The organism is Kitasatospora sp. NPDC001225 (assembly GCF_053597855.1).
On the sequence record NZ_JBSFJC010000003.1, the window covers coordinates 13,928 to 39,712 of the forward strand.

A 25,785-nucleotide genomic window follows, 5' to 3' on the forward strand; every position below is an offset into this window, starting at 1 on the left:
CGCCACGCCTGCGCCGCCCGGGGGTTGAGCGTGCGGTGACGAGACGTCCGTCCTCCTCGTTCCCACCGCCCCGCTTCGGAGCCTCTCGATGCCCCTTCCGCTCTATCTGCTCGCCCTGGCCGTGTTCGCCATGGGCACCTCGGAGTTCATGCTCGCCGGGCTGCTGCCCGGACTCGCCGCCGATCTCGGCGTCACCGTCGGTACGGCCGGCGGGCTGACCTCGGCCTTCGCGGTCGGGATGGCGGTCGGCGCGCCGCTGATGGCCGGGCTCGCCCGCGGCCGGTCGGGGCGCGGCAGCCTGCTCGGGTTCGTCCTGGTGTTCGCGGCGGCGCACGCCGTCGGGGCGGTGACGACGAGCTTCCCGCTACTGGTGGCCACCCGGGTGGTCGCCGCGCTCGCCAACGCCGGGTTCCTGGCGGTGGCGCTGACCACCGCCGCCGCGCTCGTCCCGGCGGACCGCAAGGGGCGGGCGCTCGCCGTGCTGCTGTCGGGGACGACGGTGGCGACGGTCGCCGGCGTCCCGGGCGGGGCGGTGCTGGGCGCGCTGTTCGGGTGGCGCGCCGCGTTCTGGGCCGTCGCGCTGCTCTGCCTGCCGGCCGCCCTCGGCATCGCCAAGGGCCTTCCGCCCGTTGCCCCGTCGACCGACCGGGCCGCGGCCACGGCCCCGGCCCTGCGCGCGGAGCTCGGCGAGCTGCGCCGCCCCCCGCTGCTCCGCGCGATGCTGCTCGCCGCACTGGTGAACGCGGCGACCTTCGGCGGCTTCACCTTCCTCTCCCCCGTGGTGACCGGCCCGGCCGGGCTGGGCGACCTGTGGGTGCCGGTCGCGCTGGTGCTGTTCGGGGCCGGGTCGTTCGCCGGGGTCACCGTCGCCGGGCGGCTCGCGGACCGGCGCCCCGGCCTGGTCCTCGCCGTCGGCGGCCCGCTGCTGCTGGCGGGCTGGCCCGCCCTGGCCGTCCTGGCGGACGCGCCGGGCGCGCTGCTGCCGCTGGTGTTCCTGCTGGGCGGGCTGTCCTTCGCGGTCGGCGGCACGCTGATCACCCGGGTGCTGTACGAGGCGGCCGGCGCCCCCGCGCTGGCCGGCGCCTACGCGACCGCCGCCCTCAACCTCGGCGCCACGGCCGGCCCGCTGCTGGCCGCCGCCTCCCTCGGCACGGCGGCCGGTGACCTCGGCCCGTTCTACGCGGGCGGCCTGCTGGTCGCCGCCGCACTGCTGGTCGCGGCGGTGCGGCCGCGGCTCGGCTGAGCCCTGCCGGAGCCGGCTGCGGGCGGCGGCGGAAGCCGGCCGCCGCCCGCGGCGCGGTGGGCCGCTCCTGGTCCGGCGTGTCGACCGGCACCCGGGCGTGCACGCCGGCCGGCACCTGTCGATCACCCGGGCGGCGGGGCCGGGCCCGGCACCCAGGAGACCGGCGCCGACGGTGCAACTCCGCTGCCCACGGCGGCCGGTGGCCCGGTGACGCCGCGCCGGGGACCGGCCCTGACATCGGACTCCCCCACCCGCGACGACCCGCGCCGAACGTGACTGCCTGCCGGGACCGACCCCCGTACGGCCCCGGCACGCCCCCTCCCCCGCTACCCGACCACCCGCAGCACGATCTTGCCCTGGATGTGCCCCCGCTCCGCCCGGCGGTGGGCGGCGACGGCCTCCCGCAACGGGTAGACGCCGTCCACGGCCACCCGGACCCGGCCGTCCGCCAGCAGCAGGGCGAGTTCGGCGAGGTCGCCGCCGCTGGAACGGACCTGCCACAGGCCCTCGTTCAGGGCCACCCCGAGTTCCGCGGCCCGCTCGGGCCGGTAGTCGCCGAGGAAGCAGGACACCAGTCGGCCCCCGCGCCGCAGGGCGCCCAGCAGGCGGTGGGCCTCGGGGCCGCCGACGGTGTCGACCAGCAGGTCGGCGCCCTGGACGGCCTCGGCGGCCGGGGTGCGGATGTAGTCCACGAAGCGGTCGGCGCCGAGGCCGTGCAGGAACTCCTCGTGCCGCCCGGAGGCGACCGCGACGACCTCCTCCGCCCCGGCCAGGCGCAGGAGTTGGACCGCGAGGTGTCCGATCCCGCCGGCCGCGCCGACCACCACGGCCGATCCGCCCCCGGCGTAGCCGAGGCGCTTGTACAGGAACTGGAAGGCGGTCAGCCCGGCCATCGGGACGGCGGCGGCCTCGACGTGCCCGAGGGCGGCCGGTTTGCGCGCCAGGTCGGCGGCCGACGCGACGACGTACTCGGCGTAGCCGGACGGGCGGCCGGGGAAGCCGAGGAGTCCGAAGACCTCGTCGCCGACGTTCCAGCCGGTGTCGGGGCCGCCGAGTTCCGCGACCACGCCGGAGACGTCGGTGCCGAGGGTCAGCGGCAGCGGCCAGTCGGGCCGCCGTTCGGCCGGGATGGTGGTGAAGCCGCTCCGGACGTACCAGTCGGGCGGGTTGACGCCCACCGCGTGGACGCGGACCAGCACTTCTCCGGGCCCCGGGACGGGCCTCGGCACCTCCTCGTAACGCAGCACCTCGGGCCCGCCGTAGGCGTGCAGCCGGACGGCTTTCATCGTGTTCTCCGTGGCCATGTGTTCTCCCCCGACGCAGGACGGACGGGCTCCGACTAGAATCCGGAGCGCCGCTCCGGAAAGCTAACCGGAGCAGTGCTCCAGTTGTCAACGGCGAGGAATCCCATGCCCCTTGAACCTCAGACGGCGCCCCGCGCCGACGCCCAGCGCAACCGCGACCGAATCCTGGCCGAAGCGGCCGCCCTGATGGCCGACGAGGGCACCCAGGCCTCCCTGCGGGACGTCGCCCGCCGCGCCGGGGTCGGCCTCGGCACGCTCTACCGGCACTTCCCCACCCGCGAGGACCTGCTGGCGGCCCTGCTCGGCCGCCGCTTCGAACTCCTCACCGCCCGCGCCGACACCCTCGCCGCCGCCGAACCGGCCGGCCCTGCCCTGACCACCTGGCTCCACGAGTTCCTCGACGCCGCCGCCTACCGGGGCCTGCCCGCCACCCTGATGGCCACCCTGCAGGACCCGGAGTCCGCCCTGCACGCGAGCTGCCTGCGGATGCGCCAGGCGGGCGGGCGGCTGCTCGCCGCCGCCCAGCAGGAGGGACTGATCCGCCCGGACGTCACGGCGCTCGACGTCTTCGTCCTCGTCAACGCCCTGAGCTGGACCGCCGACCAGGGGCCTACCCTCGCCGAGCGCCGCGACCACCTCTTCGGGCTGGTCATGGACGGCCTGCGGCCCCGCTGACCCCACCGGCGCCGAAGGCCGCGCCGAACTCGCCCTCCCCCGGCCACGGTTCACACCCCCGGGGTCGCCGCCACCCGCCCGTCGGCGATCGCCGCGACCAGCTCGCCGTGGTCGGCCGCCGTCCGGTCGGCGTAGCGCAGCGCGAAGTCGGCGACCGCCTCGGCGAAGGTGTCGGCGCTGCCGAGGTAGCCGGCGATGGCGAGGCGGTCGCCGGTGCGGGCGTGGGCGCGGGCGAGGGTGCGGCCGCAGAGGTCGGCGTAGGCGCGCAGGCCGGAGGGCCGGAAGTCGGCGATGTCCGCCGAGCCCTTCATGTCGCGCAGTTGGCGGCCGTAGAAGTGGCGCCCGGCGGGGCCGGTGGTCCAGCCGAGGAAGATGTCGCTGGCGGCCTGCATCAGGTGCTGGCCGGTGACGACCCGGCGGCCGCCGTGGTGGGCGAGCACCTCGGCGTCCGCCCGCAGCGGCGGCAGGTGGTCCTCCAGCACCGACCGGCCGGCCTCCTTGAGCTGGAGGAACAGCGGGTCGTGCCCGTTCCCGCCCTCCAGCAGCACGATGTAGCAGCGGGTGCCGACGCTGCCCACCCCGACCACCTTGGTGGCCGCCTCGACGAACCGGTAGCGGTCCAGCAGCACCCGGCGGTCCTCCGCGAGGGTGGCCCGGTAGTCGCTGAACACCTTGCCGACGCCGCGCAGTTCGGTCTTCCTCAGCGGTTCGATCAGCGGCGGAGCGCTGATGATCCGGCGCCGCCCGTCGCGTTCCTCGGTGAGCTTGCCGAAGGCCTGGAGGCTGGTGCGGCGCCGGGCGCGCGCGAACTCGGCCTCGGCCCGCCTGCGCTGCCGGGGCTTGGCGAGCAGCGGCAGCAGCTGCGCGGTGTCCACCCGGGCGTACCAGACGTCGAGTTCGCCCCGGCCCGCCAGCCGCCGCATCGCGGTCGCGTACCCCTGGACGGCGGCGAGCGCGGCCCGGCGCGCCCGCCGGTCGTCCTGGCCGTTGTCGCGGGCGGCGACGGCGACGCTGGCGGCGAGCCGTTTGACGTCCCACTCGAAGGGGCCGGGGAAGGTCTCGTCGAAGTCGTTGACGTCGAAGAGCAGCGCGCGCTCCGGCGAGGCGTACAGGCCGAAGTTCAACAGGTGGGCGTCGCCGCAGAGTTGGACGGTGAGTCCGGTGTCGGGGAGGGCGCCGAGGTCGGCGGCCAGGACGGCGGCGGCGCCGCGCAGGTAGGCGAACGGGCTCTCCGCCATCCGCCCGTGGCGGATCGGCAGCAGCCGGGCGACCCGGTCCGCGCCCTGCCGTTCCAGCACGCCGAGCGGGTCGGGCCGGTCGGCGGCGGGGATCCACCGGCCGTGGGCGGAGCGGGAGACCCGCTCCCGGGCGGCCCGGCCGTGCCGGCGGCGTTCGGCGGGGGTGGTCATGGCGCGGCTCCGGGCGTCGGCGGGTCCCCTCCTCCCCGCGAGGCTAGGACACGGGTGCCGGAGGGCGCAGCGCGCGCCCTCCGGCGGTCGGCCGTCCGGGTGAACCCCGGCGGCTCAGCGCACCGTGAAGTCCGCCATCATCGCCATGTCCTCGTGCTCCAGGTTGTGGCAGTGCAGCATGTACGCCCCCGCGTAGTCGGTGAAGCGCACCAGCACCTCCACCGCCTCGGCCGGGCGCAGGTCCACGGTGTCCTTCCACCCCGCGTCGTACGGGCCCGGGTCGGCGCCGTTGCGGCCGATCACCTGGAAGTGGTCGAGGTGGACGTGCACCGGGTGGTGCAGGTCGGTGGAGAAGCGCCAGAGCTCGACCGTGCCGAGGGCGGGCGTGGCGATGGACTCCCCCGGCGTGTACGGGCGGCCGTTGATGGTCCAGCCGTCGCCGCGGCTGCGCCGGAAGGTGAAGTCGCGGGTGGCGACGGCGGCGGAGGCGTCCAGGGCCTCGACGGCGGCGAGCCGGTCGGGCACCGTCGCGTCGTCGGTCGGCTGCTTCGCGGTGACGTCGAAGCGCATCACCTCGGCCGTCCGGCCGCTGCCGAAGCGGTTGACCAGCCGGACCTGGGTGCCGGGCTGGTAGCGGGAGAAGTCGACCACGACGTCGAACCGTTCGGCGGGCGCGATCTCGATGCCGTCGTGCCGGACCGGGGCGGCGAGCAGGCCGCCGTCGGAGCCGATCTGGACCAGGGCGTCGCCGCCGGGCGGCTGCGGGTCGAGTTCGAGCCGGTAGAGCCGGGCGTTGGAGGCGTTGAGCAGCCGCAGCCGGTAGCGGACCCGGTCGACGTCCAGCCGGGGCCAGGGCGCGCCGTTGACCAGGATGACGTCGCCGAGCACGCCGTTGGCGTAGGCGTCGGTGACGCCCGGCTCGGCGAGCTGCGGGTCGACGGCGGGGTAGCGGAAGGAGCCGTCGGCGGCGAAGGAGCGGTCGGTGATCATCAGCGGCAGGTCCCGCTCGCCACGCGGCAGCGGCAGCGCGTCCTCCTCGTCGTCGTGCACGAGGTGGAAGCCGGCCAGTCCGCGCCAGACGCCGGGGCCGGTGAAGCCCATCCGGTGGTCGTGGTACCAGAGGGTGGCGGCGCGCTGCTTGCCCGGATAGGTGTAGCTGCGCTCGCCGACGGCGGTGCGGGCGGCGGCATGGTCCGTCCCTGACATCCCGGCCATCCCCGCCATCCCGGCCATGCCGCCCGCCTGCTGGGCGGCGTCCGGCGAGGACCCCACCGGCAGCAGCAGGTCCACCGGGTAGCCGTCGCTGTCCGCCGGGGTGTGCCCGCCGTGCAGGTGGGTCACCGAGGGCACCGGCAGCTCGTTGCGGTGCTTGACCACCGCCGTCCGCCCGGAGCGGGTGACCACGGTCGGCCCGGGGAAGCCGCCGCCGTACGTCCAGGCCTCGGTCCGCACCCCGGGCAGGATCTCCAGCCGGGCGACCTGCTGGGTGATCTCGTAGTGGTCGGCGGTCGCGTCGGTGCGCACCGGTTGCAGCACGGTCGGCACCGGCAGCGCGGCCCGGAAGGCCTCCGGCAGGTCGAGTTCGCTGCTCAGCAGCTGCCCGGGGCGGCCCTCGGCGAGCAGCCGGGCGACGGAGGGGCCGGCCACGGAGACCAGGGCGCCCGCGCCGAGCACGGAGGCGCCGACGCGCAGGAACCGGCGCCGGTTCACTTGACCACCTCGACCGGTCCGCCGGGGCGCGGCAGCCGCCCGGTGCCGTCCGGACCGCCGACGACCCGAGCCTCCCGGGCCGGCAGCGGCAGCCGCCAGGCGCCGACCAGGCCGAACAGCACGCCGCTGACCAGCAGCACGCCGAGCGTGACGTGCACGCCGAGCGCCCGGGCGTAGCCGGCGGTGATCTGGCCGATGACGGCGACGGTGAGCAGGGCGGTGGTCCACAGCGGCCAGAGCGGGCCCCGGCCGGGCCACCGGACGGCGACGGCCACCGCGAGCTGGAGCACCACCACGGTGGCCAGCATCATCGCGTTGCCCTCGTGGTCCTTCAGGGAGTCGTAGGTGCCGTTCAGGAAGCTGCCGGCCAGCATGACCTGGAGCAGTGCCAGCAGGGCGAGCAGGGTGGTGGAGGTACGCAGCAGGATCAGCGGCCAGCGGGGCGCGGGGGCGGCAGGAGGACTGCTCATGGTCGGGCTACTCTCTGCGTCGACGGTCTGGCGGGGCGGGCGCGAGCGTAACTGATGCGACGTCACGATCAGCTCTTGAAAAGGTCATCGGACCGTCATGTGGTCCCCATGACCGCCCGCTCGGGGCCGTCGTTCTCACCCGAAGGAAGGGGGTGCCCTTGAGTCGTCCTCAAGAGCACCCCCTTCCTCGCCTCCCGCGGGCCCGCTACTGGCGCGCCGCGCCCAGCCCCGCCGGCCGGGTCCGCAGCAGCGCCCGGACCGGCACCCCGGTCGCCGCGAGGCAGAGCAGCACGGCTCCGGCGGCCAGCGGCAGGGCCAGCATCGGCGGGACGTACGGGGCGGAGTTGGCCACGCCCCGGGCGACCGGCACCAGGGTGACCGCGGCGATCACCGCGCCGACCGCCAGCCCGGTCGAGGCCACCAGCAGCGCCTCCCAGCGCATCATGCCGCGCACCTGGCGCCGGGTGGTGCCGGCCAGCCGCAGCAGCGCGACCTCGCGGCGCCGGTCCAGCACCGTCATCACCAGGGTGTTGGCGGCGCTGACGGCGGCGAACCCGCCGAGCACGGCGGCCATCACGGTGTTGGCCCAGCCGTTGACCTCCATCGCCTTGTCGGACTGGGCGACGAACCCGGCCCGGTCGGTCACCGCGGCCCCGGCCAGCCCGCCCAGCCCGGCGGCCACCGCCGCCCGGTCGGCGCCCGGCGCGTCGGCGACCAGCACCTGGCTGTCGTACCCGGCGGTGACGTGCGCGGCCACCGCGGCCCGGGGCAGCAGCGCCTGGCCGACGCCGAGCCCGCGGTCGTACACCGCGACCACGGCGGGCCGGACGGCGGTGCCGTCGCCGAGCCAGAGCGGGACCCGGTCACCGACCTTGGCGCCGAACGCCTCGGCCAGGGTGGAGCTCAGCGCCACGGTGTCGGGGGCGCGGCCGAGGTCGGCGAGCGCACCGCTGCGCACGCCCAGGTCGAGCACCTTCGGCAGCCGGGCCGGGTCGCCGTCGACGCCGAGCACGGGGGCGGAGCTCAGCTGGTCGCCGTTGCGGTAGACGACGCCGGTGCGCAGCACGCCGACGGCGGTGTCCACGCCCGGCACCCGGCCCGCCCGCTCGGCCGTCCCGGCGGGCAGGCCGGGGCCGGTGGCGCCGACCACGTGGTCGGCGGTGACGCCGGCCCGGACGTTCTCGCCGCTGGTGTGGCGCACGGTGCTCTGGATGATCAGCAGGGTGCCGCAGAAGGCGGTGACCAGGACGATCGGGGTGATCGCGGAGGCCAGGCGGCGGGCGTTGGCGCGGGTGTTGTCGGCGGCCAGCGAGCCGGGCGCGCCGCCGGCCCGCAGCGGAGCGCCGAGCACCGCGGCGGCGACCCGGGCCAGCCAGGGGCCGAGCAGGGCGACGGCCATCATGAAGCACATCACCACGCCGAGCGCGGTCTGGGCGGCCTTGGCGCCGTCCAGGGAGGTGGCGATGGCCGCGGCCGCGATGCCGCCGGCGGCGAAGACCAGTCCGAGGACGGTGCGCACCGCGCCCGGGCGGGGCGCTTCGACGGCGGCCTCGCCGAGCGCCTGGGCGGCCCGCATCCGGGACGGCCGGCGGGCGGCCAGGAACCCGGCGGTCAGCGCGGCGAGGGTGCAGGCGAGGACGGCGGCGAGCATCGGCAGCGGGCCGACGTCCAGGCGGACGTCCGCGGGGACGGCGCCGCGCTCGACCAGCTGGTCGAACCACCAGCGGGCGAGGGCGATTCCGGGCAGGATGCCGAGCGCCGCGGCGAGCGGCGCGACCAGCATCGCCTCGGCGGCGATGGTGCGGCGGATCTGGCGCGGGGTGGCGCCGATGGCGCGCAGCAGGGCGAACTCGCGGGCGCGCTGGCCGGTGGCGAGGGCGACGGTGCTCATCACCACGAAGACCGCGGTCATGGTGGCGTAGCCGCCGAAGCTGCCGCCGAGCGCCATCAGCAGGGTGCGGGCTCCGCCGAGGTCGGGGTGCTCGACGGCGCCCCGGTCGTCCCCGGTGAGGACCTTGACGGCACCGGCTCCGGCACCGGCACCGGCTCCGGCACCGGCGTCGCCGCCGACGGCCTGGCGGACCTGGGCGGCGAGCGCGGCGGTGGTCACGCCCGCGCGGGGCTGGACGGCGATGGCGTCGATCCGGCCGGGGTGGCCGGAGAGGCGGTCGGCGGTGGCGTCGGCGAACCAGGCGGTGGGGCCGGCCTGCTGGGCGGCGGCCAGGCCGGAGACCCGGTAGTCCGCGGTGCCGCCCGGCGCGGTGAGCGTGAGGTTCGCGCCGGGCGCGATGTGGGCGGCGTGCGCCGTGTCGGCGTCCAGCACCACCTCGTTCGCGCCGGGCGCGCGGCCCTCGACCAGGGTGTCGCCCGGCCCGGCGATACCGAGCGCGGCGAAGCCCCGGCCGGTCAGGGCCGGCGCCCGGCCGGAGGCGGGCAGCGGGAAAGCGGTGTCCGGGCGGGCCGCCGCGACCCCGGGCAGCGCGGCCAGCCGGCCGGCCAGCGCGGCGTCCGTCCGGGCCCGCTCCGGGGTGGCCTCCTCCGTCGTCTCGGTGTCCGTGCCGACCTTCCGCTGGATCTTCACCGCCTGGTCGGCCACGACCACCACCGGGGTGTCCGCGTACCGGGCCGGCTTGAGGCTCGCGGTCAGACCGGTCTGCAGCAGCACGCCGCAGGCCACCACCACGGCGGCGCCCAGCAGCAGGGCGACCAGGGTGCCCGCGAAGGACGCGGGCCGGAAGCGCACCGAGGAGCGCGCGAGTCCGTTCGTCATGCCGCGGCTCCCACCGGGCGGGCGGTCAGCGCGACCATCCGGTCCGCGACGGTCTGCGGGCTCGGGTGCGGCAGGTCGTCGACGATCGCGCCGCCGGCCAGGAACAGCACCCGGTCGGCGAAGGAGGCCGCCACCGGGTCGTGGGTCACCATCACCACCGTCGCGCCGAGCGAGTCCACGGCCTGCCGCAGCAGGGCCAGCACCTCGTGCGCGGTGCGGGTGTCCAGCGCGCCGGTCGGCTCGTCGGCGAAGACCACGTCCGGGCGGGTGATCAGCGCGCGGGCGATCGCCACCCGCTGCTGCTGGCCGCCGGAGAGCTGGCCGGGCCGCCGCTTGGCGTGCTCGCCCAGGCCCACCCGGGCCAGCAGCTCCCGTGCCCGGGCCCGGTCCTGGCGCTCCCCGGCGAGGCGCTGCGGGAGCAGCACGTTCTGCTCGACGGTCAGCGAGGGCAGCAGGTTGAAGGCCTGGAAGACGAAGCCGATCCGGCTGCGGCGCAGCTTGGTCAGCCGGTTCTCGCTCAGCGCGGTGATGTCCTCGCCGCCGAGCCGGACCTGCCCGGAGTCCGGGCGGTCCAGGCCCGCCGCGCACTGGAGGAAGGTGGACTTGCCGGAGCCGGACGGGCCCATCACCGCGGTGAAGCTGCCGTGGGCGAGCGCCAGGTCGACCCCGCGCAGCGCGTGCACCGTCGCCTCGCCGCGGCCGTAGGTGCGGCGCACCCCGCGCAGCTCGATCGCGGGGGCCGCCTGCGGGGCCGGGGCGTACCCGCCGTGACCGTCGGCGCCGTAGCCCTCGCGGCCGTATCCGTCGGGGCCGTACCCCTCGGCAGCGTGGCCGCCGGGGCCGTACTGATCCGTCCCGAACTCGTCGGTCCTGCGGCGGTCTTGGCGGCGTGCCATGGGTGGGCCTTCCTTCGGTTCTGCGTCGCTCGTCGTCAACGTGCTCCAACCTAGGGACGACGGGCTCCGCGAACCATGCAGGCCACCGGCGGAACGGCGGTGGGGTTATCCCCCCACCGCTTCGGCGGGAATCCCCAGGTAAGCGGCGCGCAGGACGGCGAGCGCCGGGTGCGCGGGGTCGAAGGCGGTGCCGTCCACGGCCGCCAGCGGGCGCACCCCGACCCCCGCGTTCACCGCGAAGGCGGCGGTGAAGCGGTCCAGCCCGTCGGCGGGCAGCGGCTCGCGGGACTGCGGGCCCCGGTACGCGCCGGACAGCAGCGCCTCCGTCACCCCGGGCAGGCTCGGGCCCTGCGGCCAGACCAGCCGCTCCCCGGCCAGGAAGCCGACGTTCCAGGTCGCGCCCTCGACCACCAGGCCGTCCTCGCCGACCAGCAGCACGTCGTCGTAGCCCGCCAGTTGGGCCTGCCGACGGTGGTGCACCAGGCCGAACAGGCCGACGTGCTTCACCTCCGGCAGCTCCCGCCGGTACGCCGCGGTGCGGACCCGCAGCGGGGCGGGCTCGGCCGCCGCGGCCGGGCGGGTGGTCACCAGCAGGGCGGGCGCGGCCGGGGCGGCGGGGCGCTCCAGGCCGAGCGCCGGGTCGTACACGGTGACCCGGACGATCACCGGCGCGCCGTCGGCGGGCAGCACCGCGCCGATCCGCTCCCGCACCGCCGCCCGGTCCAGCTCGGCGCCGAACAGCACCCGGCAGTCCCGGACCAGCCGGTCCAGGTGCAGGGCCAGACCGCGCACCCGGCCCGCCTCGGCGCGCAGGGTGGTGAAGTGCCCGTAGTTGAGCAGCCCCAGCGCGGCCAGCCGCGCCGGGTCGGCGGGGGCGCCGTCGATCTCGATCTCAGCCATCCCCCGAGTCTGCCAGCTGCGGGGACCCGGGCCGCGGCGCGGAGCCCGGCAGCGCGGACCGCGGGGACACTGACTGCGGCGGGACGGACTCCGGCAACGCGCCCTCCGGCAACGCGCTCTCCGGCAGCGGCACCGGGCGGTACGGGCTCACCACCCGCCGGCCCGCCGCCCGGGCCACCCGCTCGAACTCCTCTATCCGGTACGCCAGGCCCTCCGGCTCCCCGGCGTCCGACCAGCGCCACGCCTCCGCCCACCACTGCGGGCCGCGCACCAGCGGCCGGCCGGCCAGCGCCAGGTACAGGGCCAGCGTGGAACGGGCGTACTCGTGCACCCAGCCGTCGCAGCCCCGGTAGTCCGCCGTCTCGTCCAGCCGCAGCCAGCGGCCCTCCTGCCCGGCGGCCAGTATCGGCACCCAGCCCCGCAGCCGGTCGGCGACCAGCAGGAGCAGCCGGCCGTCCTCCTCCCGCACCCGGTGCAGGGGGAGTTGGGGCATCCGGGCGAAGGACAGCGAGTGCTTCCAGCCCACCACCCACAGGCCCCGGCGCAGGTAGTAGCGGACCGCCGGCTGCCAGGTCCAGTGCGCCTCCAGCCGGAACCCCGGCAGGCCCTCGGCGGTGGCCGCCGCGTACACCTCGTCCAGCGCGGCGGCGGCCAGGCCCCGCCCGCGCGCGGCCGGGGTCACGTAGAGGGAGGAGACGGCGAGCTGGCTCGGGCCCTTGGTCCAGTTGTCCACGGCGACGGTGCCCACCACGGCGCCGTCGTCGTCCTGGATCCAGTAGCGCCGCCGGTACAGCTCACCGCCCGGCCACTCCCGCCCGCTCTCCCCCAGCCGCTCCCGCCAGGCGCGCTCCGCCGGCGGCGCCAGCCCGTCCGGGTCCACCAGCTCGCCCAGCCCGCCCTCCACCAGGGACGCCAAGTCCCAGAGCGCGAACCGCCGTTCGTCCCCCGGCCCGGCCGCCCGAAGCCGCGGCCCCGCCGCCAGCCGGTCCTGCGCCCGCTCCACCGCCGCATCCCACGACCTCACCACAGGGCGAGGATAGCGGCGCGGCGGGGACGATCAGTAATCCGGCCGCCACCGAATGTCAGTGCGGGGAGCGGGAGGTGGCGCCGACCCCGCCCCGCCGCCGGGCCGGCCCCGAGGACGGCGCCCGCCGCCGGCGGCCGTCGGGGCGGGGTAGGGAAAACCCGACCACGAGACTCGACCTGGCCGTGATGACCCCGCCGAGCTGCGGCGATGCAATGAAGCGGTGACGAAACGGGCGTGGTGGTGGTGCGGCGGGTGGCTGGTCGCGGCGGGGTGGGCGGGGGCGTTCCCGGTGGTGTCCGGGCTCGGTCCGCACCGGAGTTGGGGCGCCTGGGCGGCCTGCGGGTACCTGCTGGCGGCGCTCGCCGTGGTGCTGGTGCGGCGGCGCGGACGTGAGGTCTCGGTGGCGGTCGCGGCCCTCGGGGCGGTGCTGGTGCCGCTGCTCCTGCTGGTCCTGGACGGGCGGGGGCAGAGCGAGGTCGGGGTGATCGAGCGCTCCGGGTCGCTGCTGCTGCACACCGGCACGCCGTACCTGACCGAGCCGCGGACCGTCGAGGAGTACACCCCGTACCTCCCCGGGATGGCCCTGCTGGGTCTGCCCCGGGCGCTGCTGGGCGGCTCGCCGCTGGGCGACGCCCGGCTGTGGTGCGCGGCGGTGTTCCTGGTCTGCGTGCTGCGGACGGTGCCCGCCGGGCGCCGGCTCGGCGCCGCCGCGCTCACCGCCTCGCCGGTGGTCGCGCTGCCGCTCTGCGTCAGCGGGGTGGACCTGCCGCTCACCGGCCTCTGCTGGCTCGCCCTGGTCCGCGCCGCCGAACGGCGGCCGGTGGCGGCCGGGTTGGCGCTGGCCGCCGCCTGCGCGCTGAAGTGGACGGCCTGGCCGGCGCTGGCGGTGGTGGCGGCCCTGCTGGCGGCCACCGCCGGACGGCGCGCGGCGCTGCGCGGAACGGCGGTCGCGGTGGGGGCGGCGGCACTGGCGGTGCTACCGGTGGCGCTGCGCGCGCCGGGGCCGCTGGTGGAGCAGGTGTTCGCCTTCCCCACCGGGCGCGGCGGCCTGCCGACACCGGCCGCGAGCCCGCTGCCCGGGCGGCTGCTGGCCGACCTCGGCCCGGCCGGCTGGTGCGCCGCCGTCGGACTGCTGCTGCTCGCCGGGCTCGCCGTCGGGGCGTCCCTGGCCGTCCGGCCGCCCCGCACCGCGCCCGCCGCGGTGCACCGGCTGGCCCTCGGACTGACCGCGGCCTTCCTGCTGGCGCCCGCCGGACGGTTCGGCTACCTCGCGCTGCCGCTCGTCCTGGTCCTGCTCTCCCTCTCGTCCTCCGTCTCGCCCTCCCTCCCGTCCTCCGTCTCGCCCTCCCTCCCGTCCTCCGTTCCGCTCTCCCTCCCGTCCTCCGTTCCGAAAGGCCTGCCATGGGCACCACCCTCGTCGTCACCAACGACTTCCCGCCGCGCCAGGGCGGCATCGAAACCTTCGTCAAGGCCATGGCCGACCGCGTCCCCGGTCACGACGTCGTGGTCTACACCTCGGCCGAACCGGGTGCGGAGCACCACGACGCCGCTCTCCCCTACCCGGTGATCCGCGACCGCGCCCGCACCCTGCTGCCGACCCCGCGGGCCACCCGCCGGGCCGCCGAGATAGCCCGGGCGCACGGCTGCGACCGGGTCTGGTTCGGCGCCGCGGCCCCGCTCGCCGCGATGACGCCCGGCCTGCGGCGGCTGGCGCCCGGCATCCGCCGCACCGTCGCCACCACCCACGGCCACGAGATCTGGTGGGCCCGCACCCCGGGCGCCCGCGGCCTGCTGCGCCGGATCGGCCGCGGCACGGACGTGGTCACCTACCTCGGCGCCTACACCCGCGCCCGGATCGCGCCCGCGCTCGGACCGGACGCCCGGCTGGCGCGCCTGGTGCCGGGGGTCGACCCGGCGGTCTTCCGGCCGGCCGCCGAGGACTCCGTCGGGGAGGCGTCCGCCGCCCCGGTGGTCCTCTGCGTGGCGCGGCTGGTCCCGCGCAAGGGCCAGGACGTGCTGATCCGCGCGCTGCCCGCGATCCGCCGGGCCGTGCCCGGGACGACCCTGGTGCTGGTCGGCCGGGGCCCGGACGAGGACCGGCTGCGGGGCCTCGCCCTCCGCCTCACCGAGCCGGGCAGCGTGGTGTTCACCGGCGGCCTCGACCACGCCGCGACGGCCGTCCACTACGCGGGGGCGGACGTCTTCGCGATGCCGTGCCGCACCCGCCGGCTGGGCCTGGAGGCCGAGGGCCTCGGCATCGTCTTCCTGGAGGCGGCCGCGGCCGGCCTCCCGGTGGTGGTCGGCCGCTCCGGCGGCGCCCCGGACACCGTCCTGGACGGCGTCACCGGCGCGGTCGTCGACGGCCGCGCGCCCGCCGAAGTGGCCGCCGCCCTGACCCGGATCCTGCTCGCCCCGCCCGCCGAGCGCGCCCGGATGGGGGCGGCGGGACGGCGCTGGGCGGAGGAGCACTGGACCTGGGAGGCCTCGGCGCGGCGGCTCACCGAGCTGCTCGACCCCGCCGTGCCCCTGCCGGACCCGGCCGACCCGGCCACCGCGGTCGATCCGGCCGCCGCGGTCGATCCGGCCGCCGCGGTCACTCCGGCTGCCCCCGCAGGTGCCTGACCAGCCGGGCGATCGCGGGCGCCCCGCCGTTGGCGCCGACCGCCGTCACCCAGTTCCGCGCCTGGCCCGGCAGGTCCTCCCGGCTCGGGCAGGAGAAGCTGAACAGCCAGACGTGGGCGGACAGATCGCGCTCCGGAAGTGCTCGCCACTCCTCGCCCCCGGCGGCCGTCAGCACGTCCTGGCAGGCCGCCAGCGCCTGGTCCCCGTCCCCGGCCCACTCCTGCCGCAGCCACAGCAGGAAGTTGGTCTGGGCCGTCGTGGTGTCGTCCCTGGTCGCCTCGCCCTTGAGCATCCGGTTGACGATCGCGCTCTGCGGTTCCCGTGTCCTCGCCATGCCGCCATCGTTCCGGCACCGCGGCCGCCCTGACAAGGGCGTCACTCAAAAGCCGTACGGAGCCCGCCCGTTCACTCACCGCGCAGGTGGGCCAGCACCGCGAGGACCCGCCGGTTGCCCTCCGTCGGGTCCAGGTCCAGCTTCATGAAGATGTTCCCGCAGTGCTTCACCACCGAGGCCTCGGTGATGCTCAACCGGCCTGCCACGGCCTGGTTGTTGAGGCCCTCGGCCATCAGCGCGAGCACCTCGCGCTCGCGCGGGGTGAGCCGGGCCAGCGGGCGGTCGGCGGACCGGCCGCGCAGCAGCACCCGAACCACCTCGGGGTCGATCAGCGTCTCCCCGTCGGCGACCCGCCGCAGCGCGTCCAGGAAGTCCGCGACGTCGCCGACCCGGTCCTTCAACAGGTAGCCCAGACCGGCCGGTTGGGCGCCGGCGGCGGCGAGCAGCCGGGTCGCGTACGGGGTGGCCACGTACTGGGAGAGGACCAGGACGGGCAGGCCCGGGTGGCGCTCGCGCAGGGCGAGGGCGGCGCGCAGGCCCTCGTCGGTGTGGTCGGGGGGCATCCGGACGTCGGTGACCACGATGTCCGGCCGCTCGGCGTCGACGGCCGCGGCCAGCGCCTCCGCGTCGCCGACGGCGGCGGTCACCCGGTGGCCGCCGAGGGTGAGGAGTTCGACCAGTCCGGCGCGCAGCAGCACCGCGTCCTCGGCGATCACGACCCGGAGCACGGGACCTCCAGCCGCAGCGTCGTCGGGCCGCCCGTCGGGCTCGTCACCATCAACCGTCCTCTCAGCAGTGCCACCCGGTCGGCGAGTCCCGCCAGTCCGGCCCCGGCGGCCGGGTCCGCCCCGCCCCGGCCGTCGTCGGTCACCTGGACGACCAGCCGGCCGCCCGCGAGCCGCCCGTGGACGGTGATCGCGGTGGCGCCGCTGTGCTTGGCGGCGTTGGTGAGCGCCTCGGTGACGGTGAAGTAGGCGGTGGTCTCCACCGGGGCGGGCAGCCGCTCCGGGAGCTCGATGTCGGTGGCCACCGGGATCGGGTGGCGCTGCGCGACCTCGTCGACGGCGGCGGCGAGCCCGTGGTCGGTGAGCACCTGCGGGTGGATGCCGCGCACCAGCCCGCGCAGCTGCTCCAGCGCCTGCCGGGCCTCGCCGCGCGCCCGGGTGACGAGCTCCGCCGCCCGGCCGTCCCGGTCGCGCAGCTCGTACTCGGCGAGCCCGAGGGTCATGCTGAGCGCGACCAGCTGCTGCTGCGCGCCGTCGTGCAGGTCGCGCTCGATCCGGCGCCGCTCGGCCTCGAAGGCGTCGGCCAACCGGGCCCGGGAGCGGGTGAGTTCGAGCACCTGGTGGCCGAGGTCGTCCTCCCGGGGTCCGAGCAGGAAGCGGGCCAGCGCGACCTCGGCCCGGACCAGCAGCGCTCCGGCGTACGCGCAGAGCAGCAGACCGGCCAGTCCGGCGGCGGTGAACGGCAGGGCGGCGAACGGCCCGGCGACGGCGCGCCCGGGGACGAGCATCACGGTCTCCGGGGCGAGCGCCCAGACCACCAGCGGGGAGACCGTGAACGCGCCGGAGAGCACCAGCAGCGCGGTGAAGCCCAGTGAGGCGGCGGCCAGCACGGTCGAGGTGAGCCCGGCGTGGGCGAGTTCGCGCCAGGTGGCCCGCTCGCGCAGCCGGGTGCGGACGCGGGCGCGGCGGCCCGCCCCGGGCAGGCTGCGGTGCGGGTCGGGCGGCGGGACCGGCTCGACCAGCCGCAGCCGCCACCGGGCCACACCGGCGGCGGGGATGCCCGCGAGCGCCAGGGCGAGCAGCACCGGCAGTCCGAGGCCGACCACCGACAGGCCCGCGCCGACCACCAGCAGCACCGCGAGGACCACCAGCAGCACCGGCCCGAACAGCGCCCCGCCGAGCAGGTACGCCCAGCAGCGCGGCACCCAGCGGGTGAACGGGAACCGCAGCGGGTGCGCCCGCAGCGCCTCGCGGACGGACGTCGGCCGCCGCTCCCCGTCCGTCACCGACCCCTCGTTCACCCGGTCCACCCTAACCGACCGGCTGACGGTCCTTCGGGGCCCGGGCGCGGGCCGCGCGCGGCCTGGTCAGCGCGACGGCGGCGACCACCAGCGCGCCGCCGGCCAGGGCGTTCCAGCCGACCGGCTCGGCGAGGAAGGCCGCGCCGAGCGCGGTGGACCACAGCGGCGTCACGTACGTCACGGCCGAGGCCACCGTCGCCCCGGCGCCGCGGACCAGCGCCAGGTTGAGCAGGTAGGCCACGCCCGTACCGAGCGCGCCGAGCACCAGCAGCGCGCCGGCCGCGGCGGCGCCCGGCCAGCGCGGGAGGCCCGCGGCGAACGGCGCCACCAGGGCCAACTCGAGGGTGGCGCAGGTGATCTGGAGCGTGGAGAGGGTGGTCACCGACTCCGGGCGGCCGGACAGGAAGCGGCGCAGGTAGGCGAAGCCCGCGCCGTAGCAGCAGGCGGCGGCCAGGCAGGCCAGCGCCCCGGCGGTCGCACCGGCGCCCAGGCCGTGCCAGACCCCGAGCACGGTGAGCACGCCGACGAAGCCGAGCCCGAGACCGGCCAGCCGGCGGGCGCCCGGGCGGCGCTCCTCGGGGACGGTCAGCACCGCGAACAGCAGGGTGAACAGCGGGGTGGTCGCGTTCATCACCCCGGCGAGCACCGAGCTGACCCTGGTCTCCCCGAAGGAGAAGAGGGTGAACGGCACGCTGTTGAGCAGCACCGCGACCACCGCCGAGTGCCCCCACAGCGCCCGGTCGCGCGGGGCCCGCTCGCCGCGCAGCAGCAGCACCGCCCACAGCGTGGTGGCGCCGAGCAGGCAGCGCCACAGCGCCACCCACAGCGGCGGCACGCCCGCCTCGACCGCCACCTTGATCAGGGCGAAGCTCGCGCCCCAGATCGCCGACAGTGCCACGAAGCCCGGCAACCAGCGCCTCACCCCGACCACCTCCGTCCTCCCGTCGCGTCTTCTGGACAGAGCGTGGCCCGGCGGCGCAGCATGAGTCCAACAAGTGGCAGTGCACTCGTGATGAGGAAGTCTCATGACCCCGGACGTCAACCTGGCCCAGCTCAGGGCACTGGTCGCGGTCGCCGACACCGGCGGCTTCAGCGCGGCCGCCGACGAGCTCGGCATCAGCCAGTCCGCGGTCTCGCACGCCGTCGCCGCGCTGGAGCGCAGCCTCGGCGCGCCCGTGCTGTGGCGCGGCAGCCCGTGCCGGCCCACCCCGCTGGGCGAGCAGGTCCTGCCGCACGCCCGGACCGCCGTCGCCTCGGCCGCCGCCGTCCGCGCGATCGCCACCCGGCACTCCGGCGGCCCGACCGGCACCGTACGGCTGGCGGCGCCGACCACCGTCTGCCAGGCGCTGCTGCCCGGGCTGCTCAAGGACTGGCGGGCGGCCTACCCGCAGGTGACCGTCCGGGTCTTCGAGGGCGAGGACGACGAGCTGGCGGCCTGGCTGGAGGCGGGCACGGTGGACGCCGCCGTCCTGGTGGACGCCGGGCCGCTGCCGCCCGGGGCGGTCTCGCTCGGCGCCGACTCGATGCACGCGCTGCTCCGCCGCGACCACCCGCTCGCCGGTCAACCGACCGTCCATGTGGCCGAGTTGGAGGACGACGACTTCCTGCTCTCGGAGGGCGGCTGCGAGCGCCACATCCGCGAGGCCTACCGGCGGGCCGGCACCCGCTTCACGCCCCGGCACCGGATCCGCGACCTGAACAGCCTGATCGGCATGGTGCACGCGGGCGTCGGGGTCTCGGTGATGCCCGCGCTGGCGCTGACCATGCTCCCGGCCGACTGCGTGCTGGTCCCGATCCGGCCCGCCGTCCACCGGACGCTGTCGCTGACCGGGCCGACCGGCCGCCCGTGGTCCCTGGCGGTCGGCTCGCTGCTGGCGGGGATGGCGCCGGGAGTGGTGGCCGGGGCGGCGGCGGGAGTTCCGTCCCGGTGAGCCGACTCCAGGGCCCGTCGGCCGACCGGTGCGCCTTGACCTCTTTGGGGTTGACCGCCCTTCCCTGACAGGTCTATACCAGTGAGGACCTTCGGCAACCACCCGCCGCCGCAGGCCCGTTCGGCCGCCACGCCACCCCCACACCCGGCGTGAGCAGGCCCGCCTCCCCCACTGCCGTGTCCTGGAAAGGCTTCCGATGGAGCGCGCTCTTCCCCCACAGCACACCGCACGTCCCCCCTTCAGGCGCCGCGCCGTACTCGCCGTGGCCGCCGCGCTCGGCCTGGTCGCCGGCGGCGTCGCCGCCCTGGCCGGCACCGGCTCCGCCGCCGCGGACACCACCGGCACCGGGGCCGCCGGGGCCGCCGGAGGGCTCGGCAGCAACTGGTACGCCTCGGCGCCGTACCTGATGCCCGAGGACAACAGCCCGCCGGACGCCGCCGCCGTCATGGACGCCACCGGCCAGAAGGCCTTCCAGCTGGCGTTCATCCTGGCCCAGGGCACCAGCTGTTCGCCCGCCTGGGGCGGCACCTCCCCGATCGACACCGACACCACCATGCCGAGCGTCATCCAGACCGTCCGCGGCAAGGGCGGGGACGTCTCGGTGTCGGTCGGCGGGTACGGCGGCACCAAGCTGGGCCAGGTCTGCGGCACCCCCGAGGCGACCGCCGCCGGGTACCAGAAGGTGATCACCAAGTACGGCCTCAAGGCGATCGACTTCGACCTGGAGGAGCCGGAGTACGAGAACACCGCGGCCATCCACAACGAGATCGGCGCGGCGCGGATCCTCCAGCAGAACAACCCCGGCCTGTACGTCTCGATCACCACCGCCGGCACCAACGCGGGCACCGGCTGGTTCGGCACCCAGATGCTCAACGAGGCCAAGTCGCAGGGCTTCACGCCCGACAACTACTCGATCATGCCGTTCGACGGCGGCTTCAGCGGCGCCGCGGCGCAGACCGACGCGCTGGTGAAGTTCAACCAGATCCTGCAGACCACCTTCGGCTGGAACGAGGCCACCGCCTACGCCCACGAGGGCGTGTCGATGATGAACGGCCGCACCGACGCCGCCGAGTACTTCCACCAGTCCGACTTCCAGACCGTGCTGGACTTCGCCACCGCGCACGGCCTGGCCCGGTACACCTACTGGTCGGTCAACCGGGACCGCCAGTGCGCGGGCAACGTCGACCCGGGGCTGTCCGGCTCCTGCTCCAGCGTGGTGCAGAACGACTGGGACTTCACCAGGTTCACGGTGAAGTTCGCCGGGGCGACCCCGCCCACCACGCCGCCCACCACCCCGCCGACGACTCCCCCGACCACGCCGCCGACCACCCCGGGCAGCTGCGCCGCCCCGGCGTGGAGCGCGAGCACCACGTACAACGGCGGCGCCAAGGTCTCGTACAACGGGCACGCCTACCACGCCAAGTGGTGGACGCTGAACGAGGTGCCGAGCGCCAGTGGCCAGTGGGGCGCCTGGGCCGACGACGGGCCCTGCTGACGGCCGTACCGGCGACCACCGGTGGGGGGCGGGCGCCATGAACGCCCGCCCCCCGCCGGTCAGTTCGCGAACCGCTCCCGCAGCTCCGCCAGCACCTCCGCCGCCTCCGGCAGCCCGGCCGCCTCGCAGCGCGCGATGCCGGCGGCCAGCCGGGCCACCGCCGCGTCGGTGCGCCCCAGGTCGCTGCCCTCGATCAGCGCGGCCAGCCGGACGGCCTCCGCCCGCGGGGACTCGGCCCGCACCCCGCCCGCCTCGTACTCCGCGATGGCCCGTTCGACCTCGGCCAGCGCCTCCTCGTGCCGCCCGGCGACGGCCAGCGAACGCGCCCGCTCGTAGTGCGAACCGCCGCGCAGGTACCAGGAGTTGTACTCCTCGCCGGACCGCTCGGCCGCCTCGCCGACCGCGTCCGCCTCGGCCAGCAGGGCGAGCGCCGCCGCCAGCCCCTCCTCGCCCTTCTCCCGCGTCGTCAGCCGGGCCAGCTCCCGCAGGGTGGCGGCCAGCTGGTCCACCTGCGGGGCCTTCCCGTGCGCCTCCCGGGCGCGGGCCAGCGCCGCCTCGGCGGCGTCCCAGCGCTCGGCCCGGGCGAGCGCCAGGGTGGCCTCGCAGGCGACCATGGTGTGGGTCTCCTGGTCCTCCCACCCGGCCACCAGGTCGGCCAGCCGCAGGTACTCCTCGGCGGCGTCCCGGTGCTCCTCCAGGTCGGACAGGCCCCGGGCGAGGTCCAGCCGGCCCTGGGCGAGCATCCGGACGTCCAGCCGCGCCGCCGACGCGTCCAGCAGCACCGACTCCAGGACGGCCACCGCGTCCGCCGCCCGGCCGGTGTCACGCAGCACGTCGGCCAGTTGCAGGCGCACCCGGGCGGCCTCCTCGACCGCCTCGGCGCCCTTGCGGTCGTAGCGCGCGGCCGCCTCCGACAGCGCGCGGACCGCGCCGCCGAGGTCGCCCACCTGGAGGCAGGAGTGGCCGAGCATCATGTACGTCGGCGCGTACGGGTAGGAGTCGTCGCCCCAGCGCACGGCCTCGGCCAGCGCCCGGTGGAAGACCTCGACCGCCTGGCCCGGCTCGTGGCCCTGCAGCAGCACCTGGCCCAGCAGGCCGAGCACCCGCGGGGTGTGCCAGGGCAGCTCGGCCGCGTCCAACTGGGCCAGCACCTCGCGCAGTTCGGCCTCCGCCTCGGCCAGCCGGCCCTGCCGGGCGGCGATGTCGGCGGTGTACTGCCGGGAGGTGGCGGCCCGCCGCTCGGAGCCCAGCTCCACGGCGGCCCGCCGGTAGCCGCCGACCGCCGCCTCGAAGCGCCCGGTCACCTCGGCGGCGGGCTCGGGCAGCGCCTCGGAGAGGTCGTGGTGGGCGGCGTAGGCGCGGGTCTGCAGCACGATCAGGTAGTCGTCGTCGATCAGTTCGCCGCCGGCGCGCAGCTCCTCGGCCCGGGCCAGCGCCGCGTCGAGCGCCGCCCAGTCGGCCCGCCGGCCGCCGCGCCCGGCGCCCTCGCCGTCCACAGCGCCCTCGGCCTCGGCGCCCTCGTCGCTCTCGTCGCCCTCGTCGAGGTCCGCGATCAGCGTCCGGGCCCGGCACATCAGCGCCGACCCGGCCAGCCCCGCCTGCTCGAACAGCTCGGCGGCGGCCAGCAGCCCGGCCTTGCCCTCCTCGCACGCGTCCCGCTGGAGCGCCTCGTGGGCCCGCTGCTCGGCGAGTTCGGCGCGCAGCCGCTCGGGGCCGCCCAGCTCGGCGCTCTCCGGGTGGACGAAGTCCGCGGCCTCCGCGCGCTCGGCGACCCGCTTCCACAGCCGGTCGGCATCCGGGTGGCCGAGCACCTCCAGCTCGCGGGCCCGCAGCACCAGGGCGGTGAAGTCCTCCGGCTCCGCCTCGACCGTCCGGCGCGGCGCGGGCGCGGCCGCCGGGGCGGCCGACAGCCCGGAAGCGGCGGCGGCCCGCACGCCCAGTGCCAGCGGTTCGGCGAGCAGCGGCTCCACGGCCAGCCGGGCGCGCCGCCCGGCGCCGACCGCGTCGGTGCCGTTGCGGGCGTCGAAGCGGCCGGCCAGCGCGTCGCCCTCGGCGCGCAGGTGGGCGAGCAGGGAGTCCACCGTCCAGGCGGTGCCGGCCGGGCCGCTGACCGCCAGCTCGCCGTGGCCGGCCCGGGCGAGCTGGGCGACCAGCACCTCGGCTCCGGTCAGGAAGTCCAGCCGGGCGGCCGGGTCGCCGGTGACCGCGAACAGGGCGCGGTTCTCGGCGAGCAGCTCCAGGCCGCGCGGCTCGTTGCCGGACAGCGCGCAGAACTCGATGTGCAGGCCGACGGCGCTCAGCATCGAGGCCTTGCCGCGGGCGTGGCGGTAGCCGGCGAGGTGGCCCGAGCGGGCCTCGTCCGACCGGCCCTGGCGCAGCTGCGCGAGCAGCGCCGTGGCCTGGCTGAGGTGGGGCTCCTGCTCGCAGCCGCTCCGGCCGTCCAGCACCGGGGCGAGCGCCTCCAGGGCCCGGGCGTCGTCCCCGGCGGCGAGGTGGTGCCGGGCGCGGGCGCGGGTCTCGCAGGCGTGGCAGTCGCTCAGCTCGGCGCGCGGGCGGGCCGCCCACAGCTCGTAGGCGTCCTGCACGTCGATGCCGGTGTGCGCGGCCAGGTGGTAGCGCTGGGCGTAGTACGGCTGGAGGTCCTGGCCGGCCGCGCGGTAGCGGTCGCGCAGCTCGGTGTGCCAGCGCCGCACCGCCGCGAGCGGGACGTCCGGGTTGTCCTTGAGCGTGTCGGCGACCCACTTGAAGCGCCAGAGCACCTGCTGCCGGGCCCACTCGCCGAAGCCGTCCGGGTCGGTGTCCCAGAGCCTGAGGACGCGGGCGAAGACGACCGGGCCCTTGCCGCGCTCGCCGTCGTACTCGTAGGCCTCCATCAGTTCCAGCAGGGCCATCGAGAGGACGCCGGTGTCGTCGAACTGCTCGGCGGCGTCGACGAGTTCCTCGGCGGTGACGGTCCTGGTCCGGCCGTACGGGCGGGCGTCGTTCTCGCGCAGCGCGGCCATCACCGCGTCGGGGGTGTCCAGCATCACGCCGCCCCGCCCGCCTCGTTCGACCCGCCCGCCCCGCCGGCCTCGTGGCCGAGCATGGCGTGGTCGAGCAGGCTGATGAACGAGCGGTTGAGCAGCGCGGACTCGCTGGCCTTGAGCGGGCGGCGGGTCATCAGCACGGCCTGCCCGTACAGCGCCTCGACGGCGGTGACGGCCAGCTCGCGGCTGGTGACGGTGGCGGCGCGGCGCACCAGCGGGTTGAGGTGGTTGAGCACCAGCTGGGCGCGGGGCGCCTCGGCGCGCAGCGAGCCGAGGATGTCCGCCCACAACCCGTCGGCCTCGTCGGCGAGTTGGGCCCGGGTGCGCTCGTGCCGGGCCTCCCGGTTGTCGAGCAGCAGGGCGGGCGCGTTGGTGGGGTGGAAGCTGCGCAGCGCGACGTCGCAGTCGAACCGGCCGACCACCTCGCGGGCGATCGCCAGGAACGCGTTGGCGGCCAGCTCGGCGGCCGGGTCGACGGTGTCCAGGTGCGCGGTGACGGTGCCCGGGTCGAGGTCGGAGACGGAGACGCCGGGGCGGATCTCGGGCAGCCGGTGCACCAGGTCGTGGTCGTAGGTGTAGCCGCCGTTGACCACGCCGAGCCCGGCCGCGCCGGCGATCGGGGCGACCTGGCGGAACTCCTCGACCGTCCTGGTCACCAGCACCGCCGGGTGGCTGCGGGCGAACTCGTCCAGGGTGACGTTGCCGTCGGTGGTCTCGAACGGCAGCCACGGCAGCATCATCCGCAGCAACTCGTCGTCGTAGCGGGCGAGTTCCTTGACGGCCAGGTGGTGGACGGACAGGAAGCGGTGCAGCAGCGCCGGGTCGCTCGCGGACAGGCCGGTCAGCCAGTCGCGGATCCGGGCGCCGAGCGCGTCCCGCACGGCGGCCAGCGTCTCGTCGGCGTACAGGCCCTCGCGGGAGGCGGTGGGGCGCAGCCCGTCGGTGTCGACCACGCAGCGGACGAAGAACGCCCAGTCCGGCAGCAGTTCGTCGGCCTGGTCGGAGAGCAGCATGCCCTTGAGGTGCACCCGGTGGCCGTTGCGGCGCGAGGGCGGGGCGGCGTCCGGCAGGACGTACGCGACGCCGCGCAGGCCGACCAGCGGCAGGTCCAGCTCGATGGTGTCGAGCGGGGTGAAGTCGAAGGCGGCGCGGCAGTACTCGGCGAGCGCGTCGCGCCTGGCCAACGGGGAGGCGTGGCGCTCGGCCCACGGCGGGGTGCGGTTGACCCGGTGCTCGGTTCCGTTGCCGTCGACCACGGTGACGTCGTGGCGCAGCAGGCTGCCGAAGTCCCGGGCGAGGGCGAGGACCCGGCCGGCGCGGGTCCACTCGGCGGCGTCGGCGCGCGGGACCAGCGTGACGGTGGTGCCCGGCTCGGGCTTGGCCGAGGCGGGCAGGGTGCGGATGGTGTAGCTGCCGTCGGAGCTGCCGCGCCACTCGATCGCCGGGGCGTCCGGGGTGGCGGCGGAGCGGGTGACCACGGTGATCTCGTCGGCGACCACGAAGCAGGCGAGCAGGCCGATGCCGAACTGGCCGATGAAGTCGCCGCGGGCCCGGGCCAGCCCGGCGCCGTCGAGCCGGCCGTCGGCGTCGCGCTTGGAGCTGCGGCCGATGGTGGCGAGGAAGGTGTGGACGTCCTGCTCGGTCAGGCCGATGCCGGTGTCGGTGACGGACAGCTCGTCGTCGGCCCGGACGGTGATCCTGGCCGGCGCCCCGGGGTCGAGGGCGCGGCGGGCGGAGATCGCGTCCACGGCGTTCTGCAGCAGCTCGCGCAGGTAGACCCGCGGGCTGGAGTAGAGGTGGTGGGAGAGCAGGTCCACCAGGCCGCGCAGGTCCACCTGGAAGGTGTGCGCACTCGTCGGGTTGTCGGTAGGGGACACCGGAGGCTCTTTCGATCGCGGGGTGGATGACGGTGGTGGGATGCGGGTCGGCGGCGGCGCCGGTACGGCC

General features: G+C 76.7%; 20 protein-coding genes. 6 read left to right on the forward strand and 14 right to left on the reverse strand.

Translation table 11 applies throughout. The annotated features are described in order from the left end of the window. Positions 1-88 precede the first annotated feature (88 nt). Positions 89-1,243: a Cmx/CmrA family chloramphenicol efflux MFS transporter gene (locus ACWDCZ_RS01400; RefSeq protein ID WP_449814923.1), complete on the forward strand. Its 1,155-nt coding sequence runs from the start codon at positions 89-91 to the stop codon at positions 1,241-1,243. A 326-nt stretch (positions 1,244-1,569) separates the two neighbouring features. Here the strand turns inward: ACWDCZ_RS01400 and ACWDCZ_RS01405 are convergent, their stop codons facing one another. Continuing rightward, positions 1,570-2,547, reverse strand: coding sequence for an NADP-dependent oxidoreductase (locus tag ACWDCZ_RS01405; RefSeq protein ID WP_449814924.1), 978 nt, complete (start codon positions 2,545-2,547; stop codon positions 1,570-1,572). 105 nt (positions 2,548-2,652) lie between these two features. Here ACWDCZ_RS01405 and ACWDCZ_RS01410 point away from each other — a divergent pair, with 105 nt between their 5' ends. Then, positions 2,653-3,222, forward strand: a complete 570-nt coding sequence (locus ACWDCZ_RS01410) for a TetR/AcrR family transcriptional regulator (RefSeq protein ID WP_375874527.1) — start codon at positions 2,653-2,655, stop codon at positions 3,220-3,222. A gap of 50 nt (positions 3,223-3,272) precedes the next feature. Here the strand turns inward: ACWDCZ_RS01410 and ACWDCZ_RS01415 are convergent, their stop codons facing one another. The 7 genes from ACWDCZ_RS01415 to ACWDCZ_RS01445 form a co-directional block, all read right to left on the reverse strand. After that, positions 3,273-4,631: a DUF2252 domain-containing protein gene (locus tag ACWDCZ_RS01415; protein WP_449814925.1), complete on the reverse strand. Its 1,359-nt coding sequence runs from the start codon at positions 4,629-4,631 to the stop codon at positions 3,273-3,275. A gap of 114 nt (positions 4,632-4,745) precedes the next feature. Then, positions 4,746-6,341 (reverse strand): multicopper oxidase family protein, encoded by a 1,596-nt coding sequence (locus tag ACWDCZ_RS01420; RefSeq protein ID WP_449814926.1) that lies wholly within the window; start codon positions 6,339-6,341, stop codon positions 4,746-4,748. Beyond that, the gene (locus ACWDCZ_RS01425) at positions 6,338-6,811 is read right to left on the reverse strand and encodes a hypothetical protein (protein ID WP_049658344.1); all 474 of its coding nucleotides are present in this window, start codon (positions 6,809-6,811) and stop codon (positions 6,338-6,340) included. The genes ACWDCZ_RS01420 and ACWDCZ_RS01425 overlap by 4 nt, the downstream gene beginning before the upstream one ends. Before the next feature lie 205 nt (positions 6,812-7,016). Further along, positions 7,017-9,581, reverse strand: coding sequence for an FtsX-like permease family protein (locus tag ACWDCZ_RS01430; protein ID WP_449814927.1), 2,565 nt, complete (start codon positions 9,579-9,581; stop codon positions 7,017-7,019). After that, positions 9,578-10,477, reverse strand: coding sequence for an ABC transporter ATP-binding protein (locus ACWDCZ_RS01435; protein ID WP_079272403.1), 900 nt, complete (start codon positions 10,475-10,477; stop codon positions 9,578-9,580). Before ACWDCZ_RS01435 ends, ACWDCZ_RS01430 begins: the two co-directional genes overlap by 4 nt. Before the next feature lie 105 nt (positions 10,478-10,582). Further along, positions 10,583-11,377 (reverse strand): aminotransferase class IV, encoded by a 795-nt coding sequence (locus ACWDCZ_RS01440; RefSeq protein ID WP_074004100.1) that lies wholly within the window; start codon positions 11,375-11,377, stop codon positions 10,583-10,585. Further along, positions 11,370-12,401, reverse strand: coding sequence for a GNAT family N-acetyltransferase (locus ACWDCZ_RS01445; RefSeq protein ID WP_387966533.1), 1,032 nt, complete (start codon positions 12,399-12,401; stop codon positions 11,370-11,372). The genes ACWDCZ_RS01440 and ACWDCZ_RS01445 overlap by 8 nt, the downstream gene beginning before the upstream one ends. A 223-nt stretch (positions 12,402-12,624) precedes the next feature. On the opposite strand from ACWDCZ_RS01445, the gene ACWDCZ_RS01450 reads away from it, so the two are divergent. Together ACWDCZ_RS01450 and ACWDCZ_RS01455 are read left to right on the forward strand one after the other, a co-directional pair. Further along, the gene (locus ACWDCZ_RS01450) at positions 12,625-13,971 is read left to right on the forward strand and encodes a glycosyltransferase 87 family protein (protein WP_449814928.1); all 1,347 of its coding nucleotides are present in this window, start codon (positions 12,625-12,627) and stop codon (positions 13,969-13,971) included. Beyond that, entirely contained in the window at positions 13,878-15,026 is a 1,149-nt protein-coding gene (locus ACWDCZ_RS01455; RefSeq protein ID WP_449814929.1) for a glycosyltransferase family 4 protein, read from the forward strand. Before ACWDCZ_RS01450 ends, ACWDCZ_RS01455 begins: the two co-directional genes overlap by 94 nt. Here ACWDCZ_RS01455 and ACWDCZ_RS01460 read toward each other — a convergent pair. The 4 genes from ACWDCZ_RS01460 to ACWDCZ_RS01475 all read right to left on the reverse strand — a co-directional run bounded on the left by ACWDCZ_RS01460 (position 14,998) and on the right by ACWDCZ_RS01475 (position 18,308). Then, a complete protein-coding gene (locus ACWDCZ_RS01460) occupies positions 14,998-15,360 on the reverse strand; it encodes a hypothetical protein (RefSeq protein WP_049660617.1) in 363 nt (120 codons plus the stop codon). The genes ACWDCZ_RS01455 and ACWDCZ_RS01460 overlap by 29 nt on opposite strands. 71 nt (positions 15,361-15,431) lie before the next feature. Then, a complete protein-coding gene (locus tag ACWDCZ_RS01465; protein ID WP_049660614.1) occupies positions 15,432-16,088 on the reverse strand; it encodes a response regulator in 657 nt (218 codons plus the stop codon). Next, complete coding sequence (locus ACWDCZ_RS01470) at positions 16,073-17,386, reverse strand: sensor domain-containing protein (protein WP_449814930.1); 1,314 nt, start codon at positions 17,384-17,386, stop codon at positions 16,073-16,075. Before ACWDCZ_RS01470 ends, ACWDCZ_RS01465 begins: the two co-directional genes overlap by 16 nt. Before the next feature lie 10 nt (positions 17,387-17,396). Further along, complete coding sequence (locus ACWDCZ_RS01475) at positions 17,397-18,308, reverse strand: DMT family transporter (protein WP_449814931.1); 912 nt, start codon at positions 18,306-18,308, stop codon at positions 17,397-17,399. Between the two features lie 103 nt (positions 18,309-18,411). Between ACWDCZ_RS01475 and ACWDCZ_RS01480 the strand changes: the two genes are divergently transcribed. Then, the gene (locus tag ACWDCZ_RS01480; RefSeq protein ID WP_449814932.1) at positions 18,412-19,317 is read left to right on the forward strand and encodes a LysR family transcriptional regulator; all 906 of its coding nucleotides are present in this window, start codon (positions 18,412-18,414) and stop codon (positions 19,315-19,317) included. Between the two features lie 196 nt (positions 19,318-19,513). Next, positions 19,514-20,812 carry a chitinase gene (locus ACWDCZ_RS01485; RefSeq protein ID WP_449814933.1) on the forward strand — a complete coding sequence of 433 codons (1,299 nt, stop codon included), beginning with the start codon at positions 19,514-19,516 and terminating at the stop codon, positions 20,810-20,812. Between the two features lie 59 nt (positions 20,813-20,871). On the opposite strand, the gene ACWDCZ_RS01490 is transcribed toward ACWDCZ_RS01485, so the two are convergent. Both ACWDCZ_RS01490 and ACWDCZ_RS01495 read right to left on the reverse strand, forming a co-directional pair. Then, the gene (locus ACWDCZ_RS01490) at positions 20,872-23,838 is read right to left on the reverse strand and encodes a hypothetical protein (protein WP_449814934.1); all 2,967 of its coding nucleotides are present in this window, start codon (positions 23,836-23,838) and stop codon (positions 20,872-20,874) included. After that, a complete protein-coding gene (locus tag ACWDCZ_RS01495) occupies positions 23,838-25,715 on the reverse strand; it encodes an HSP90 family protein (protein WP_449814935.1) in 1,878 nt (625 codons plus the stop codon). Before ACWDCZ_RS01495 ends, ACWDCZ_RS01490 begins: the two co-directional genes overlap by 1 nt. Positions 25,716-25,785 lie beyond the last annotated feature (70 nt).